This is a genomic window from Nocardia sp. NPDC003482, from assembly GCF_053588115.1.
This window is the reverse complement of sequence record NZ_JBSFPI010000022.1, coordinates 91,202-105,268: the sequence shown is the minus strand read 5'-3', so window position 1 is coordinate 105,268 and position 14,067 is coordinate 91,202. Positions and strand designations below refer to the sequence as shown.

The window sequence follows — 14,067 nt, the reverse complement described above, 5'->3', positions numbered from 1 at the left end:
TATCGGTTGGAAGTGAATTGGGAGCGCGCACCGCGCCGCCGAGGGGTGGTCCTCACCCGGGGCCTGCGTTCCGCATAGTGTGTCGTTGGTAGGACCATCGGGAGGACGACCATGGCGGACACCAACTCTGCCCTGACGGGTTACCGCACCTACAGGGACGCGGCGCTCACGCCGACGCGTGCGGTGCGGGTGCCGTTGATCACGGTGTTGTTGCTCGTGGGCGTGGTGCTGCTGTACGCCGCCGACCGGGCCGCGCAGGACGGGGTGAACCGCGGCTGGTTCGTGGCGGTGTCGATCTCCGGGCTGGGCGTCGCGCGCGGGCTGCATCTGCGGCGGCCGATCACGTTGCCGCACTTCACCAGTGCCGTCATCATCCTCGGGGTCTCCAATATCGCCTATCGCGGCGACCATCACGTCGTCGGATTCGTGTGCCTGGCCTCCACCGGTTTCGTGCTCATGCTGCCGCAGGCCTCGCGCCCGCAGCCCGATCAGCGGTGCCGGATCGCGGCCCTGGTCGACCGCACGGTGGCCGATCCGCTGGCGCCGTTCGCGCTGCACTCGGCCAAGTCCTACTTCTTCAACGCCGCCGCGACCGCGGCCATCGGCTACCGTACCCGGTTCGGCATCGCGGTCGTCGCGGGCGATCCGGTGGGCGATCGGGCCGAGTTCGCGGGGCTGATCCGGGAGTTCTCCGAGTTCGCGGGCACGCAGGGCTGGCGCATCGCGATCCTCGGCGCGAGCCCCGAGCTGAGCGAGCTGTGGCGCACGCGTGCCACCGATCACCATGGGCTGCACGCCATTCCGATCGGGCGCGACGTGGTGGTCCGGGTCGGCGAGTTCGACATGGTCGGGCGCAAGTTCCGCAATCTGCGCCAGGCGGTGAGCCGCACCCGCAACTTCGGGGTCAGCACCGAGATCCGCTACGAGCGCGAGCTGGAACCGGCGTTGCGCGACACGCTGTTCGACATCGTCGACGAGTGGGGCTCGGGGCGGCAGACCCGCGGGTTCTCGATGATCCTGGATCATCTTCTGGACGGCCGTAATCCGGGGATGCTGGTGGTGCTCGCCCGCGACGCCGAGGGGCGGGTGGTGGGTTTCCAGCGTTACGGGTCGTCCAATCACGGGGCCGAGCTGAGCCTGGACGTGCCGTGGCGGCGCAAGGACGCCCCCAATGGGCTGGACGAGCGGATGATCGTGGATCTGGTCGACTACGGCCGCGACAAGGGTGTGGAGCGAATCTCGTTGGCGTTCGCGGCGTTTCCCGAGCTGTACGCCGAGAAGGACCGCTCGCGCACCCGGCAGGGCCTGTACGTGCTGGCCCGCACGCTCGATCCGATGATCCGGCTGGAGTCGCTGTATCGGTTCCTGCGCAAGTTCAACTCCTTCGGCGATCAGCGGTTCGTGCTGATCCGCTGGCGGGAGCTGGTGTTCACGGCGGCGGCCCTGCTCACCCTCGAGTTCGTGCCGCACCGCAAACAGGTCTGAGGCGCGACGGGCGGCCGGTGAGCCGCCACAGCAGGGGCGAGACGACCAGCGGCAGGCCGATCTCGAACACGATCATGGCCGTGAAGAAGGCATTGGGCATGCCGACGTAGGCCACGGTCAGCAGGCGGACCAGGCCACCGGCGAAGAAGATCAGCATGAGCAGGTGGATCGCCCCGGCGTGCCGGTCGAGGTCGCGCGCGGCCCACACGCAGGCGATCCCGTAGGCGAGGAACACCACCATCGTCATCCGGATATCGCCGTCGAGGCTCGGATTCGGGGTGTTCGCGCCGGGGATCGTGCTGGGGCCGATGAAGATGTGCGCCAAGGCTATTGCGGCACAACCGATTCCGAAGACGATCAGGGTCCAGTGCAGGACCTGGCGCATGGCGGGCTCCCTTCGGGCGACTACTAGTTGACGCGTGTCTACTACGCGGACGAGCGTACGGCCGGTAGTAGACACGCGTCAACTATGCTTCCCGGTATGCCGACCCGTCGCCGTCTTTCGCCGGAGCAGCGCCGCGCCGAACTGCTCGACGTGGGCGCGCGCATGTTCGCCGAGCGGCCCTACGACGAGGTCCAGATGGACGGCGTCGCCGACCGGGCGGGTGTGTCGCGGGCCCTGCTGTATCGGCATTTCCCCACCAAGAGAGCGCTTTTCGCGGCCATCTACCAGCGCGCGGCCGACGCCCTGGTGGCCCTGGTCGATCTCGACACCGGCCGCCCGCTCACCGAACAGGTCGCGGCCGGTCTCGACGCGCACTTCGACTACTTCGCCGCCCATCGCAATACGGTGCTCGCGGCCAATCGTGAGCTGGCGGGCGATCCGGTGGTGCAGGCGATCATCACCGGGGAACTCGCCTCGTTGCGGGAGCGGATGCTCGACACCACCGGGCTGGACGGGCCCGGGCGGGAGGCGGTGGGGAGCGTTCTGATGGCCTGGTTGCGATTCGTGCACACGCTGTCGCTGGAGTGGCTCGAGCGCGGGACGTTGAGCCGAGATCAGTTGCGGGACAGCTGCATCGGGGCGTTGGCGGGGGCGTTGGGAGCCTGAGGGTCGGCGGGGCCGAACCAGGTGGTGAGGGCCGCGATGAGGTCGGTGGTGTCGGCCCAGGCGACATGGCCGTCGGGGCGGACGAGGATCGCGGGCGGGAGGTCGATCGGGCCGGTGCCGGGGAGGGTCGGGCGGTCGCCGTCGTAGCGGGCGGACACGATGTCGACGCGGTCGTGCCAGCCGCGGGTGGCCGCGGCGAGATCGGCGGGGTGGCCGAGGTCGAGCAGCAGTGGGCGGGCGGGGTGCAGCAGGGTGAACAGGCGGGTGTCGCCCGCGGCGGTGCTCAGATCGAGGTCGGGGACGCGGCGGCCGAGCAGGGGGTGGGTGTCGCCGAGGTCGTAGCGGATGTCGAGGGCGGCGATCATGCCCGCGAGGCGGGCATTGACGTCGGTGAGAGTCAGCAGGTCGGTGAGGGTTTCGCGCAGCGCGTCGGTGTGGGTGTCCGGGCGGCCGAGCGCGGACTGGGCGCGGGTGTTGTGCAGGACGCGGGCGGCGACGGGATGGCGTTCGTCGTGATAGGTGTCGAGCAGGGCCTCGGGGGCGCGGCCGGTGGCGACGGCGGCGAGTTTCCAGCCGAGGTTCACCGCGTCCTGCGCGCCGAGGTTCAGGCCCTGGCCGCCCGCCGGGAAGTGGATGTGCGCGGCGTCGCCCGCGAGCAGCACGCGGCCCGCGCGATAGCGGTCGGCCTGGCGGGCCGCGTCGCCGAAGCGGGAGACCCAGCGCGGGCGGTGCAGGCCGAAATCCGTTCCGGCGATGCGGATCATGGCCCGGCGCAGATCCTCGACGCCGACGGGCGCGTCGCGGTCCATCGGCCGGTCGTATTCGGTCGTGATGAGCCGATACCAGCCTGGTTCGAAGCCGATGACGGAGAAATTGCCGTGCTCGCGGCGCTCCTGGAAGACGGATTCGGCTGGGGGACAGGCGAGTTCGACATCGCCGAGGATGCAGGTCAGGGTGGCGTCGGTGCCGGGGAAGCCGATACCCGCCAGCTTGCGGACCGCGCTGCGGCCGCCGTCACAGCCGACGATGTAATCGACTGTGCGGCTGTGGATTCCGTCCGGGCCGCGCAGTGTCACGGTGACCTCGCCGGGGTGCTGCTCGATGCCGGTCACCTCCGTCGACCAGCGCACCCGCGTGCCGAGTTCGGCCGCGCGCTCCTCGAGCAGCCGCTCCACCCGGTGTTGCAGCAGGACCAGCGAATACGGGTACCGGGTCGGCAGCTCGGCGAAATCCAGTGCGAGACCGGAGAAGTGGCCGATCTGCCGGATCTGCCCCGCGGCCAGGAAGCGGTCGAGCAGGCCGCGTTGGTCGAGCACCTCCATGGTGCGCGGGTGCAGGCCGCCCGCGCGGGACTCGCCGGAGCGCCGCTCCAGCCGGTCCACGAGCACGACTTCGATTCCGGCCGTTTGCAATTCGCAGGCCAGCAGGAGACCCGTCGGACCCGCACCGGCGATGAGCACGGTCGCCATGGCGACCACCTCCTTAACAACGTTAAATAGAACGCTGTTAAGGATGCATTGAACGCTGTTAAGCTGTCAAGCGTGCCGAAGTCGAAGAACGCCCCGCCCGTCAAGCTCACCGTGGACCTCATCGCGCGCACCGCGTTGGAGTTGCTCAACGAGGTGGGGCTGGACGGGCTGACCATGCGGCAGTTGGCCGCGCGGCTGAATGTGCAAGCGCCCGCGCTGTATTGGCACGTCAAGAACAAGCAGGAGCTGCTCGACGCGATGGCCACGATCATGTACGTCGACACCGTCGCGGATATCGAGGCGCCCCGGCGGGGGGAGAGCTGGCAGGAGTGGGCGGCGGGGTGGGCGCGGCGGCTGCGGCGCACGCTGTTGCGGTATCGGGACGGGGCGCGGGTGTTCGCGGGGACGGCGGCGAGCGATCCGGTGGTGTTCCGGACCGTGGAGCTGACGCTGCGGACCCTGTGCGACGCCGGGTTCTCGCTGCGGGACGCGGCGCGCGGATTTCCGGCGGTGTTGCACTACACGGTCGGCTTCACCATCGAGGAGCAGGCGCGGTCGGGGCTGGCGTACGACGCGGACAATCCGTATCGGCGGATGGGGGAGGTGGTCGACCCCGAGCGGTTTCCGCTGACGGCGGCGGCGCTGGGGGATCTGTTCGATCCGGATACCGACGCCGGATTCGACGACGGGCTGCGGGTGGTGCTGGCGGGGTTGCGCGTGTTCGGTGCGCGGGAATAGCGTCCGATCAGGGTTGTCCGGAAAGCGGTCGTTGCTTCGACGTATCCGTGAACGGCGCCGACGGGGCGCCGGGCGAGAGGAGTGGACGTGAAGTACATGATCCTGAGTTACGGTTCGCAGCGGGACTACGACGGGATGGGCGGGGCGGGCGAATCGCCTTGGACGCCCGAGGATTTCGCGCGGTTGGCGGAGTTCATGACGGCGTTCAACAAGGAGTTGGAGGAGTCCGGCGAACTCGTGGAGACGCGGGGGCTGGCCGCGCCGGTGCACACGCGGCGGGTCGGCAATCGGGACGGGCAGGCGTTCGTGACCGACGGGCCCTATGCCGAGACCGAGGAGGTACTGGCCGGGTACTGGATCGTGGAGTGCGCGAGCTTCGATCGGGCCGTCGAGATCGCGGGGCGGTTGCAGAACTGTCCGGCTCCGGACGCGGTGTACGCCAACGCCTATGCCGACATCCGGCCGATCGCGGAGTCCGCGGACGAGATGTGACCGGGCGCGGTGAGCTCGAGGACCTGCTGCGCGACCTCGCGCCGCGGGTCCTCGGCGCGCTGGTACGGAGGTACGGGCATTTCGATACGGCCGAGGACGCGGTGCAGGAGGCGCTGCTCGCGGCCGCGACGCGGTGGCCTGCGCAGGGGGTGCCGGACGAGCCGCGGAACTGGTTGATCACCGTCGCCGCGCGGCGGCTGACCGACCTGTTGCGCAACGAGCAGGCCCGGCGGCAGCGGGAGGAGGTCGTCGCGCGCTGGGCGTTGCCGCGCGATCGGCTGGCGGCGCCCGCCGATCGGCCGCCGGACGGGGACGATACGGTGATCCTGCTGTTTCTGTGCTGCCATCCGGCGCTGTCGGCGACCGCGCAGATCGCGCTGACGCTGCGGGCGGTCGGGGGGCTCACGACCGCGGAGGTCGCGCGGGCGTTCCTGACCTCGGAGGCGACCATGACCCGGCGGATCAGCCGGGCCAAGGCCACGATTCGCGACAGCGGCATTCCCTTCGCCGTTCCCGCACCCAAGGAGCGGGCCGCCCGGCTGGCCGCGGTGCGGCACGTGCTCTATCTGATCTTCACCGAGGGCTACGCCGCCACCTCCGGAGCGGAGCTGCATCGGGCCGAATTGTCCACGGCCGCAATCCGTCTCACCAGGTTGCTGCATCGCCTGTTGCCCGACGACGCCGAGACCGCGGGCCTGCTGGCGCTCATGCTCCTCACCGACGCCCGCCGCCCCGCCCGCACCACACCCACCGGCGATCTGATCCCCATGCGCCATCAGGACCGAAGTCTCTGGCGCGCAACGGATATCGCCGAGGGCATCGCCCTGATCACCGCCACCCTCCCGCGCGGCCCCCTCGGCCCCTACCAACTCCAGGCCGCCATCGCCGCCCTCCACGACGAGGCCCCCGACTACGCCAGCACCGACTGGCCCCAGATCACCGCCCTCTACGAACGCCTCCTCACCTTCTCCGACAACCCGGTCGTAGCCCTCAACCACGCCGCATCCGTCGCCATGTCCCACGGCCCCGACCCGGCCCTCCACCTACTCGACCACATCTCCCCCCGCCTCCCCGACGACCACCGAGTAGACGCCACCCGAGCCCACCTGTTGGAAATGCTAGGCAACCTCCCCCAAGCCCGAACCACCTACCGCACCGCCGCCCAAAAGGCCCGCAGCCTCCCCCAACAGCGCTACCTCAACGCCCAGGCGGACCGGTTGGAGTAACCCCTCGCTTCGCTCGGGGACAGGGGGAGGAGCGCCCAGGGCAGGGGAGGAGCGCCTGGCGCTGGGGAGTGCCTGGGGACAAGGGAGTGCTCGGGGACAGGAGAGCGCCCGGGGACAGGGAGCGCTCGGGGCAAAGGGAGTGCCCGGAAAGAAGCGCCCCGGGACAGAAGGAATGCCTCCCGGGCAGAGGGAGCGCCCCGGGGCAGAGGGAGCGCCCGAGGAGAGGGGGAGTGCCCGGGGATAGGAAGGAGGGGCAGGGGATAGGGAGGAGCTCCAGGGAGTGCTTGGCTCGGAAGGCTTTTCTTCACGGGCCGCGAGTATCCCTTACCTTGTTCCCCGCCCCGAGCGTCAGCGAGGGGCGGGGACTCGTCCGTGGAGTCCCTTAAACCCCCGGCCCGAGAGGTAGCCTCTTGCGCCCGCCTCGAGTGTTGCCCTCGTATCCCCGCCCGGAGCGGCGCTCTCATGTCCCCGAGCAGTGGCCCGTTGTCTCCGCCTCGAGCGGCCTCCTGTTGTCCCCGTCGGTAGCGGTCGCTCTCTTGTTCCCACCTCGAGTGGCCCGCTTTCATGTCCCCACCCCGAGCGGAGCGAGGGGTGGGGTAGCTGGGCTTTCCGGGGTGGGGCTGGCAGGATGCGGTTATGGGTAGTGGTCCGGATGGGGAGCGGCAGCGGTTGCGGGATTTGGCGCGGCTGCGGCGGGTTCGGGATCGGATCGATCGGGAGTATGCGCAGCCGTTGGATGTGGAGGCGTTGGCTCGGGATGCGCACATGTCGGCGGGGCATTTGAGTCGGCAGTTTCGGGCGGCGTATGGGGAGTCGCCGTATTCGTATCTGATGACTCGGCGGATCGAGCGGGCGATGGCGTTGTTGCGGCGGGGGGATTTGACGGTGACCGAGGTGTGTTTCGCGGTGGGGTGCTCGTCGTTGGGGACGTTCAGTACACGGTTCACCGAATTGGTGGGGGTGCCGCCGAGTGTGTATCGGCGGGAGGCGGCGGGGGAGACCGAGGGGATGCCCTCGTGCGTGGCCAAACAGGTCACCAGACCGGTCAGGAATCGAGAAGCGTCGGCTACCGGAACGCAATTAGGTTGAACGCCATGGACATCACCATCAACGCGAGCTTTCTCCCGCACAACGACGCCGAGGCCGCCCTGGCCTTCTACCGCGACACGCTCGGCTTCGAACTCCGCAAGGACGTCGGCTACAACGGCATGCGCTGGCTGACCCTCGGCCCGCCCGCACAACCCGACACCAACGTCGTGCTGTACCCGCCGGAGGCCAATCCGGGACTCACCGACGACGAACGCCGCACGATCACCGAGATGATGGCCAAGGGCACCTTCGGGAGCATCCTGCTGGCAACCAAGGACATCGACGCCACCTTCGAGCGGGTGCAGGCCGGGGACGCCGAGGTGGTCCAGGAACCGACCGACCAGCCCTACGGCGTGCGCGACTGCGCCTTCCGCGACCCCGCGGGAAATATGGTCCGCATGCAGGAACTGAACTGAGAGATGAGCATGACCGAGCCGGATATCCATGTCGCGGACAGCCACGGCCTGATTCGCGTCCTCGGCGCGCGGGAGAACAACCTCAAAGACGTCAGCATCGAGATCCCCAAGCGCCGCCTTACCGTCTTCACCGGCGTATCCGGTTCGGGCAAGAGCTCACTCGTGTTCGACACCATCGCCGCCGAATCCCAGCGGCTGATCAACGAGACCTACAGCGCGTTCGTGCAGGGCTTCATGCCGACCCTCGCGCGGCCCGAGGTCGACGTGCTCGAGGGCCTGACCACCGCGATCATCGTCGATCAGCAGCGCATGGGCGCCGACCCGCGCTCCACGGTCGGCACCGCCACCGACGCGAACGCCATGCTGCGCATCCTGTTCAGCCGCCTCGGCACCCCGCACATCGGCTCGCCGAAGGCGTTCTCGTTCAACGTCGCCTCGATCAGCGGCGCGGGCGCGGTCACGGTCGAACGCAACGGTCAGGCCGTCAAGGAACGTCGCAGCTTCAGCATCACCGGCGGCATGTGCCCGCGCTGCGAGGGTCGCGGTTCGGTCAACGACATCGACCTCACCCAGCTCTACGACGACAGCAAATCGCTCAACGAGGGCGCGCTCACCATTCCGGGCTACAGCATGGACGGCTGGTACGGCCGGATCTTCAGCGGCTGCGGCTTCTTCGACCCGGACAAGCCGATCCGCAAGTTCACCAAGCGCGAACTGAACGACCTGCTCTACAAGGAACCGACCAAGATCAAGGTCGAGGGCATCAACCTCACCTACGAGGGCCTGATCCCGCGCATCCGAAAGTCCATGCTGTCCAAGGACATCGACGCCTTGCAGCCGCACATCCGCGCGTTCGTCGAGCGGGCGGTCACCTTCCAGATCTGCCCCGACTGCGACGGCACCCGGCTGAGCGAGCTCGCGCGCTCGTCGAAGATCGCGGGCGTCAGCATCGCCGACGCGTGCGATATGCAGATCAGCGATCTGGCCGAATGGGTGGGCAAGCTGCGCGAACCGTCGGTCGCGCCGCTGCTGGCCTCGCTGCGGCACACCCTCGACTCGTTCGTCGAGATCGGGCTGGGCTATCTGTCGCTGGCGCGCCCGGCGGGCACGCTGTCGGGCGGTGAGGCGCAGCGCGTCAAGATGATTCGCCATCTCGGCTCGTCGCTCACCGACGTCACCTACGTGTTCGACGAGCCCACCGCGGGCCTGCATCCGCACGACATCCAGCGCATGAACGACCTGCTGCTGCGCCTGCGCGACAAGGGCAATACCGTGCTGGTGGTCGAGCACAAGCCGGAGGTCATCGCGATCGCCGATCACGTCGTGGACCTGGGACCGGGCGCGGGCACCGCGGGCGGCAGCGTGTGTTTCGAGGGCGGCTTCGAGCAGTTGCGCGCCAGCGACACCGTCACCGGTCGGCATATCGACGACCGGGCGGCGCTGAAGACCTCGGTGCGAAAGTCCAACGGCGCGTTGGAGATTCGCGGGGCCTCGGACAACAACCTGCAGAACGTGGACGTCGACGTCCCGCTGGGTGTGCTGTGCGTGGTCACCGGTGTCGCGGGGTCGGGCAAGAGTTCGCTCATCCACGGGTCGCTCGGCGACGCCGAGGGGGTGGTGTCGGTGGACCAGACGCCGATCCGCGGGTCGCGGCGCAGCAATCCCGCCACCTACACCGGGTTGTTCGAGCCGATCCGCAAGGCGTTCGCCAAGGCCAACGGCGTCAAGCCCGCGCTGTTCAGCCCGAATTCCGAAGGCGCGTGCCCGAATTGCAACGGCGCGGGCGTGATCTACACCGATCTGGCCGTCATGGCCGGGGTCGCGACGACGTGCGAGGAGTGCGAGGGCAAGCGGTTCCAGGCGTCGGTGCTCGAATACCACCTCGGCGGGCGCGATATCAGCGAGGTGCTCGCGATGCCGGTGGGCGAGGCGCGGACGTTCTTCGCCGAGGGCGAGGCCCGCACGCCGGCCGCGCAGAAGATCCTCGACCGCCTCGCCGACGTCGGGCTCGGCTATCTCACCCTCGGGCAGCCGCTGACCACGCTGTCCGGCGGCGAGCGGCAGCGGCTGAAGCTGGCCACGCACATGGGCGACAAGGGCGGGGTCTACGTGCTCGACGAGCCGACCACCGGTCTGCACCTCGCCGACGTCGAACAGCTGCTCGGTCTGCTGGACCGGCTCGTGGATTCGGGCAAGTCGGTCATCGTGATCGAGCATCACCAGGCGGTCATGGCGCACGCGGACTGGATCATCGACCTCGGTCCCGGCGCGGGGCACGACGGCGGGCGGATCGTGTTCGAGGGGACACCGGCGGATCTGGTAGCCGCGCGGTCGACGCTCACGGGAGAGCATCTCGCCGCGTACGTGGGTGCGTGAGCGCCGCATTCGCCGCGCGGTCGATGCGTGCGTGATGACCTGGGGCATGAGGCGATGACCACCGTCCATGTGATCGAAAACCGTGGTTCACCGGGGCTGCGCAGGATGGACCCATGATGGGTTGGGTCGACGGCGAGGTGGTCGGGGGCGCGCTCGCCTTGCTGTCCGCGCTGCTGTTCGCGGTGGCGGCGGCGTTTCAGCAGAACAGTGCCCGGCGGGCGGCGCTGGCGGACCCCCGGGACGGGCGCGCGATCGCGGTGATCGGCATCGCGCGGGTGTTGCTGACGAATCGGCGCTGGCTGCTCGGGCAGGGCGCGAGCGCGACCGGATTCCTGTTGCACGCGGCCGCTTTACGCTACGCGGCCCTGTCGATGGTGCAGGCGCTGTTGGTGGTGCAGTTGCTGTTCGCGCTGCCGCTGGCGGCCGGGCGGCGTCGGCGGCGCTTGTTGCGCCGGGACTGGGCGGGCACGGTCGCGGTCTGCTGCGGGCTGGTGGTACTGATCGCGCACGGGGTTCCGCACGGTCCGGTACTGACCGACCGCCTGCCCATCGCGGCGATCGCCATCCCGGTGGCGGTGCTGTCGCTGGTGACGGTCGCCCAGACCATCCGATCCCCGCAGTCCCGCTCGGCCCTGCTCGCGGTCGCCTCCGGCTGCTGTGTGTCCTCGACCGCGGTGCTGGTCTCGATTTCCGCTGCGGCACTACCGAATTTGAGCTGGGCGCTGGTCGGGGTGCCGATCTCGACCACGGTCGGGGCGGTCCTCACCCAGGAGGCGTTCGCCCGAGGTTCGCTGCCCACCGCCCTCACCACCATGACCATCACCGACCCGATCCTGAGCTATGTCGCCGGTCTGACACTGTTCGACACCCCGGCGCACATCTACCCGCTGCCCCTGGCGGCAGCGGGCGCGCTCATCATCGGCGGCATCGCGCTGCTGGCGAATTCGCCTACCCTGCACGACGAGCGGGAGTTACCGGCGACATTGGTGCCGGTGGAGGTCGGTGCGGGTGTGGGCGTGGGCCAGGTCGATTCGGGCGTGGATCAGGTTGGTGGCGGGAGCGTGGGTTCGGTCCGCGCGGGTGTGGGCCAGGTTGGCGGCGAGGCCGTGGGTTCGGTCGGCGTTGGTGTGGGCCAGGTTGGCGGCGCGGGTGCGGATTAGGTCGGCACCGGTGTAGGTCCGGGTGGGGTTCGATTGGGGCGGGCGTGGGTCAGGTTGGCGGCGTGGGTGTCTGCCGGGTGTGCGTCAGGTTGAGTTTCGAGCGCGGGGGAGGTTGGTGCGGGTGTAGGCCGGATTGGCGGTGTGGGTTCCTGGTCAGGCCGAGCGGGCGGCTGGTTCGAAAATGGCGTAGAGGGAGAGTAATTCGGCCACGGTGGCGGACCAGGGGAAGCGTTCGGCGGTGCGGCGGGCGGCGGTGCGGCGGGCGTATTCGGGGATGGCCAGCAGGGTGGTGACTCCTGCGGCGAGACCTGTTGCGGTGCCGTCGCATTCGACGCCGGAACCGGGGGCGCCCAGTAGTTCCCGGGCCGCGCCCGCGCGGGGGACCACGACCGGGGTGCCGCAGGCCAGGGCCTCGAGCACGGCCAGGCCGAAGGTCTCGGCGGGGGACGGGCAGACGGCGATGTCGGCCGCGGCGACCATGCGGGCGACGGTGCCGCGTTCGGAGACGTGGCCCATGAAGGTCACCGGCAGCCCGGATGCCCGCTCCCGCAAGCGATCTCGCAGCGGGCCGTCGCCGATCACGGTCAGCTCGGCATCGATGCCCGCCTCGCGCAGCAGCCGTAGTGCCTCGATCGCCCGGCCGGGTCGCTTCTCCCGGGAGAGGCGGCTGACCAGGACCAGACCCACCACGCCGCGAGTTTCGATGCGGGACAGGGCGAAATCGTGCTGGGCGTCCACGAGTCGGAGCACCGCGCCCCCGGACGCCGCGTCTCCGGTACCGAGACCGTGCGAGACCCGTAGCGGGTGAGCCCTTTCCGCGTCGCGGGGATCGCCCGCACCCCGGCCGAGCGCGAAGCGGGACGGTCGGCCGTTCGTTCCCGCGTCCTTCCGCTTGACGCGCGCGTAGAGCGGGCGGTCGAGGTCCGTTCCCGTGTCGCGCGTGTCGTACGGCGAGTGGTCGGGGTCCGTTCCCCCTTCGCCTCGCTTCCTGCGCGCCGCCTTGGGCGATCGGTCGAGGTCCGACCCGGCTTCGCGTTGCGTGTCGCGCGGGTCGTAGGGCGCCCGGTCGGGGTCCGATCCGGCTTCGCGTCGCGTGTCGCGCGGGCCGTAGGGCGGCCGGTCGATGTCCGCGTCGCGGCGCTTGTCGCGCCGGATGTCCGGTCCCGCGTCACGCCACCGCTCGCGCATGGCGTACGGGGGACGGGTGGTGTCGACTCCCGTAGCAAACCGAGGGTCGAGGGGCCGGAAGGTTTCCAGGTCCACGCCCAACGGGATTCGGTGGACGTTGCGGGCGCCGATGCGGGTGAACTCGTCGCGGGCGAAACCCGAGGTGACGATGATGCGGTGGGCGCGGGCCGACAGGCGGCGGTTGGCCAGGTCGGCGGCGGTGGCCAGCGGGAAGCCCGGCGGGACCCGGGAGCGCAGGATGGCATCGATGCGTTCGTGGGAGAACAACACCAACGGCACTCCGGCGCGGCGGGCCCAGGGCGCGAGCCAGCGGACGCTGAGCTTGTCGCTGCACTCGAGCACGTCGGGCCGCAGCTCCTCGAGCAGCGTCCGGGTGCGCCGGGCGGTGAGCACGTGATAGCCCGCGCTGCCGAAACGCGGTCCCCGCAGCGTGATTCGACGCCCGGCCGCGGTGCGCTCGTCGGCGTCGGCGAGGCCGGGCACCACCAGCACCCGATCGTGCCCGGCGGCGACGTAGCCGCGGCCGATCTCGTCGACGCAGGTGCGCAGCCCACCGGAGGCGGGGGTGTAGAAGTTGGCGAGCTGCACGATGCGCATCAGCCGATCACCTCGCGCGGTGCGACGACTCGCGTGCCCGCGCACCCGATCACCTCCGCGTAGGTCATGGGGCGGGCACCCGCGGTGAGGGCGGCGTCGATCGCGCGCAGCGCCGCGTCGCGCAGCCCGGGTCGGCGCAGATCGTCGGGATGCAGCGCGATGCGGACGAAGCCGCGGCGCAGCGCGGTGCGGCGGGCCAGCGTGCGCATCAGCCAGGCCGCGGTCTGTTCGCCGAAACCGCCGGGACGCTGGGACAGCGCGAATCCGCGATGGCGACGGCCGGTGCGCAGATCGAGCACCCCGAAGTGATCGGTGGTGTGCGAGAACCCGGCGCGGCACAGCAGCCGCAGCGCGGCGGGCGAGGCCAGCCACCCCGGCGGCGTGAAACCCGTTGTGGCCAAACCCATCCGGTCCATCACCGCGATCGCCGGGCGCAGCCGGGCGTCGGCCGCCGCGTAGTCGAGCGCGGCGAATTCGGCCGCGCCCCGCGCCACCAGCGCGGCCACGGCGCGGCGTAACAGCGAACCGCCGGCGGGGGCGCGATGGTCCCAGCCGTGCAACATGATCTCGTCGCCGTGGGCGCGGCGCTCGCGTAGGAACATCCCGTAATCGGGCGCCTCCGACAGCCGGGCCCCGCGCCACGGACCGGGTATCACCAGCAGCGACACCGGGATTCCGAACGCGTCGGCGTCGGCGCACCAGCGCGCGGTCTCGGCCTCGCTGGCCGGAGCGACATCGTGGATACTCACCACCAGACGTGCGGACACGCGCGCACGCTAG

General features: G+C 70.1%; 13 protein-coding genes. 9 read left to right on the top strand and 4 right to left on the bottom strand.

Annotated features, from left to right (window positions below):
• Nucleotides 1-111 precede the first annotated feature (111 nt).
• Entirely contained in the window at nt 112-1,485 is a 1,374-nt protein-coding gene (locus ACWDSJ_RS29765) for a bifunctional lysylphosphatidylglycerol flippase/synthetase MprF (RefSeq protein WP_450035818.1), read from the top strand.
• On the opposite strand, the gene ACWDSJ_RS29760 is transcribed toward ACWDSJ_RS29765, so the two are convergent.
• Nucleotides 1,448-1,870 (bottom strand): DUF4345 domain-containing protein, encoded by a 423-nt coding sequence (locus ACWDSJ_RS29760; RefSeq protein WP_450035816.1) that lies wholly within the window; start codon nt 1,868-1,870, stop codon nt 1,448-1,450. The two genes, ACWDSJ_RS29765 and ACWDSJ_RS29760, sit on opposite strands and share 38 nt — an antisense overlap.
• A gap of 96 nt (nt 1,871-1,966) precedes the next feature.
• Here ACWDSJ_RS29760 and ACWDSJ_RS29755 point away from each other — a divergent pair, with 96 nt between their 5' ends.
• Nucleotides 1,967-2,536 (top strand): TetR/AcrR family transcriptional regulator, encoded by a 570-nt coding sequence (locus ACWDSJ_RS29755; protein WP_450035815.1) that lies wholly within the window; start codon nt 1,967-1,969, stop codon nt 2,534-2,536.
• On the opposite strand, the gene ACWDSJ_RS29750 is transcribed toward ACWDSJ_RS29755, so the two are convergent.
• Nucleotides 2,485-4,005 (bottom strand): FAD-dependent monooxygenase, encoded by a 1,521-nt coding sequence (locus ACWDSJ_RS29750; protein ID WP_450035814.1) that lies wholly within the window; start codon nt 4,003-4,005, stop codon nt 2,485-2,487. The genes ACWDSJ_RS29755 and ACWDSJ_RS29750 overlap by 52 nt on opposite strands.
• 72 nt (nt 4,006-4,077) lie before the next feature.
• Here ACWDSJ_RS29750 and ACWDSJ_RS29745 point away from each other — a divergent pair, with 72 nt between their 5' ends.
• The 7 genes from ACWDSJ_RS29745 (at nt 4,078) to ACWDSJ_RS29715 (ending at nt 11,502) form a co-directional block, all read left to right on the top strand.
• Nucleotides 4,078-4,743 carry a TetR/AcrR family transcriptional regulator C-terminal domain-containing protein gene (locus tag ACWDSJ_RS29745; RefSeq protein ID WP_387361452.1) on the top strand — a complete coding sequence of 222 codons (666 nt, stop codon included), beginning with the start codon at nt 4,078-4,080 and terminating at the stop codon, nt 4,741-4,743.
• 96 nt (nt 4,744-4,839) lie between these two features.
• Nucleotides 4,840-5,235: a YciI family protein gene (locus ACWDSJ_RS29740; protein WP_387362272.1), complete on the top strand. Its 396-nt coding sequence runs from the start codon at nt 4,840-4,842 to the stop codon at nt 5,233-5,235.
• The gene (locus ACWDSJ_RS29735) at nt 5,232-6,461 is read left to right on the top strand and encodes an RNA polymerase sigma factor (RefSeq protein WP_450035813.1); all 1,230 of its coding nucleotides are present in this window, start codon (nt 5,232-5,234) and stop codon (nt 6,459-6,461) included. The genes ACWDSJ_RS29740 and ACWDSJ_RS29735 overlap by 4 nt, the downstream gene beginning before the upstream one ends.
• 636 nt (nt 6,462-7,097) lie before the next feature.
• A complete protein-coding gene (locus tag ACWDSJ_RS29730; RefSeq protein ID WP_450035811.1) occupies nt 7,098-7,550 on the top strand; it encodes a helix-turn-helix transcriptional regulator in 453 nt (150 codons plus the stop codon).
• Nucleotides 7,551-7,555: 5 nt separating this feature from the next.
• The gene (locus ACWDSJ_RS29725) at nt 7,556-7,966 is read left to right on the top strand and encodes a VOC family protein (RefSeq protein ID WP_387361458.1); all 411 of its coding nucleotides are present in this window, start codon (nt 7,556-7,558) and stop codon (nt 7,964-7,966) included.
• Between the two features lie 9 nt (nt 7,967-7,975).
• On the top strand, nt 7,976-10,342 hold the full coding sequence (locus ACWDSJ_RS29720; protein ID WP_450035810.1) for an ATP-binding cassette domain-containing protein: 2,367 nt from the start codon (nt 7,976-7,978) through the stop codon (nt 10,340-10,342).
• A gap of 113 nt (nt 10,343-10,455) precedes the next feature.
• Nucleotides 10,456-11,502, top strand: a complete 1,047-nt coding sequence (locus ACWDSJ_RS29715; protein ID WP_450035808.1) for a DMT family transporter — start codon at nt 10,456-10,458, stop codon at nt 11,500-11,502.
• A 153-nt stretch (nt 11,503-11,655) separates the two neighbouring features.
• On the opposite strand, the gene ACWDSJ_RS29710 is transcribed toward ACWDSJ_RS29715, so the two are convergent.
• Together ACWDSJ_RS29710 and ACWDSJ_RS29705 are read right to left on the bottom strand one after the other, a co-directional pair.
• Nucleotides 11,656-13,287, bottom strand: a complete 1,632-nt coding sequence (locus ACWDSJ_RS29710) for a glycosyltransferase (RefSeq protein WP_450035807.1) — start codon at nt 13,285-13,287, stop codon at nt 11,656-11,658.
• Nucleotides 13,287-14,054 (bottom strand): DUF2334 domain-containing protein, encoded by a 768-nt coding sequence (locus tag ACWDSJ_RS29705; RefSeq protein ID WP_450035806.1) that lies wholly within the window; start codon nt 14,052-14,054, stop codon nt 13,287-13,289. Before ACWDSJ_RS29705 ends, ACWDSJ_RS29710 begins: the two co-directional genes overlap by 1 nt.
• Between the last annotated feature and the right edge of the window lie 13 nt (nt 14,055-14,067).

Coding starts and splice junctions, on each gene's coding strand:
- ACWDSJ_RS29750 (WP_450035814.1), bottom strand. CDS start 4,005: ATGGCGACCGTGCTCATCGCCGGTGCGGGTCCGACGGGTCTCCTGCTG.
- ACWDSJ_RS29715 (WP_450035808.1), top strand. CDS start 10,456: ATGATGGGTTGGGTCGACGGCGAGGTGGTCGGGGGCGCGCTCGCCTTG.
- ACWDSJ_RS29765 (WP_450035818.1), top strand. CDS start 112: ATGGCGGACACCAACTCTGCCCTGACGGGTTACCGCACCTACAGGGAC.
- ACWDSJ_RS29755 (WP_450035815.1), top strand. CDS start 1,967: ATGCCGACCCGTCGCCGTCTTTCGCCGGAGCAGCGCCGCGCCGAACTG.
- ACWDSJ_RS29725 (WP_387361458.1), top strand. CDS start 7,556: ATGGACATCACCATCAACGCGAGCTTTCTCCCGCACAACGACGCCGAG.
- ACWDSJ_RS29730 (WP_450035811.1), top strand. CDS start 7,098: ATGGGTAGTGGTCCGGATGGGGAGCGGCAGCGGTTGCGGGATTTGGCG.
- ACWDSJ_RS29710 (WP_450035807.1), bottom strand. CDS start 13,287: ATGCGCATCGTGCAGCTCGCCAACTTCTACACCCCCGCCTCCGGTGGG.
- ACWDSJ_RS29720 (WP_450035810.1), top strand. CDS start 7,976: ATGACCGAGCCGGATATCCATGTCGCGGACAGCCACGGCCTGATTCGC.
- ACWDSJ_RS29760 (WP_450035816.1), bottom strand. CDS start 1,870: ATGCGCCAGGTCCTGCACTGGACCCTGATCGTCTTCGGAATCGGTTGT.
- ACWDSJ_RS29740 (WP_387362272.1), top strand. CDS start 4,840: ATGATCCTGAGTTACGGTTCGCAGCGGGACTACGACGGGATGGGCGGG.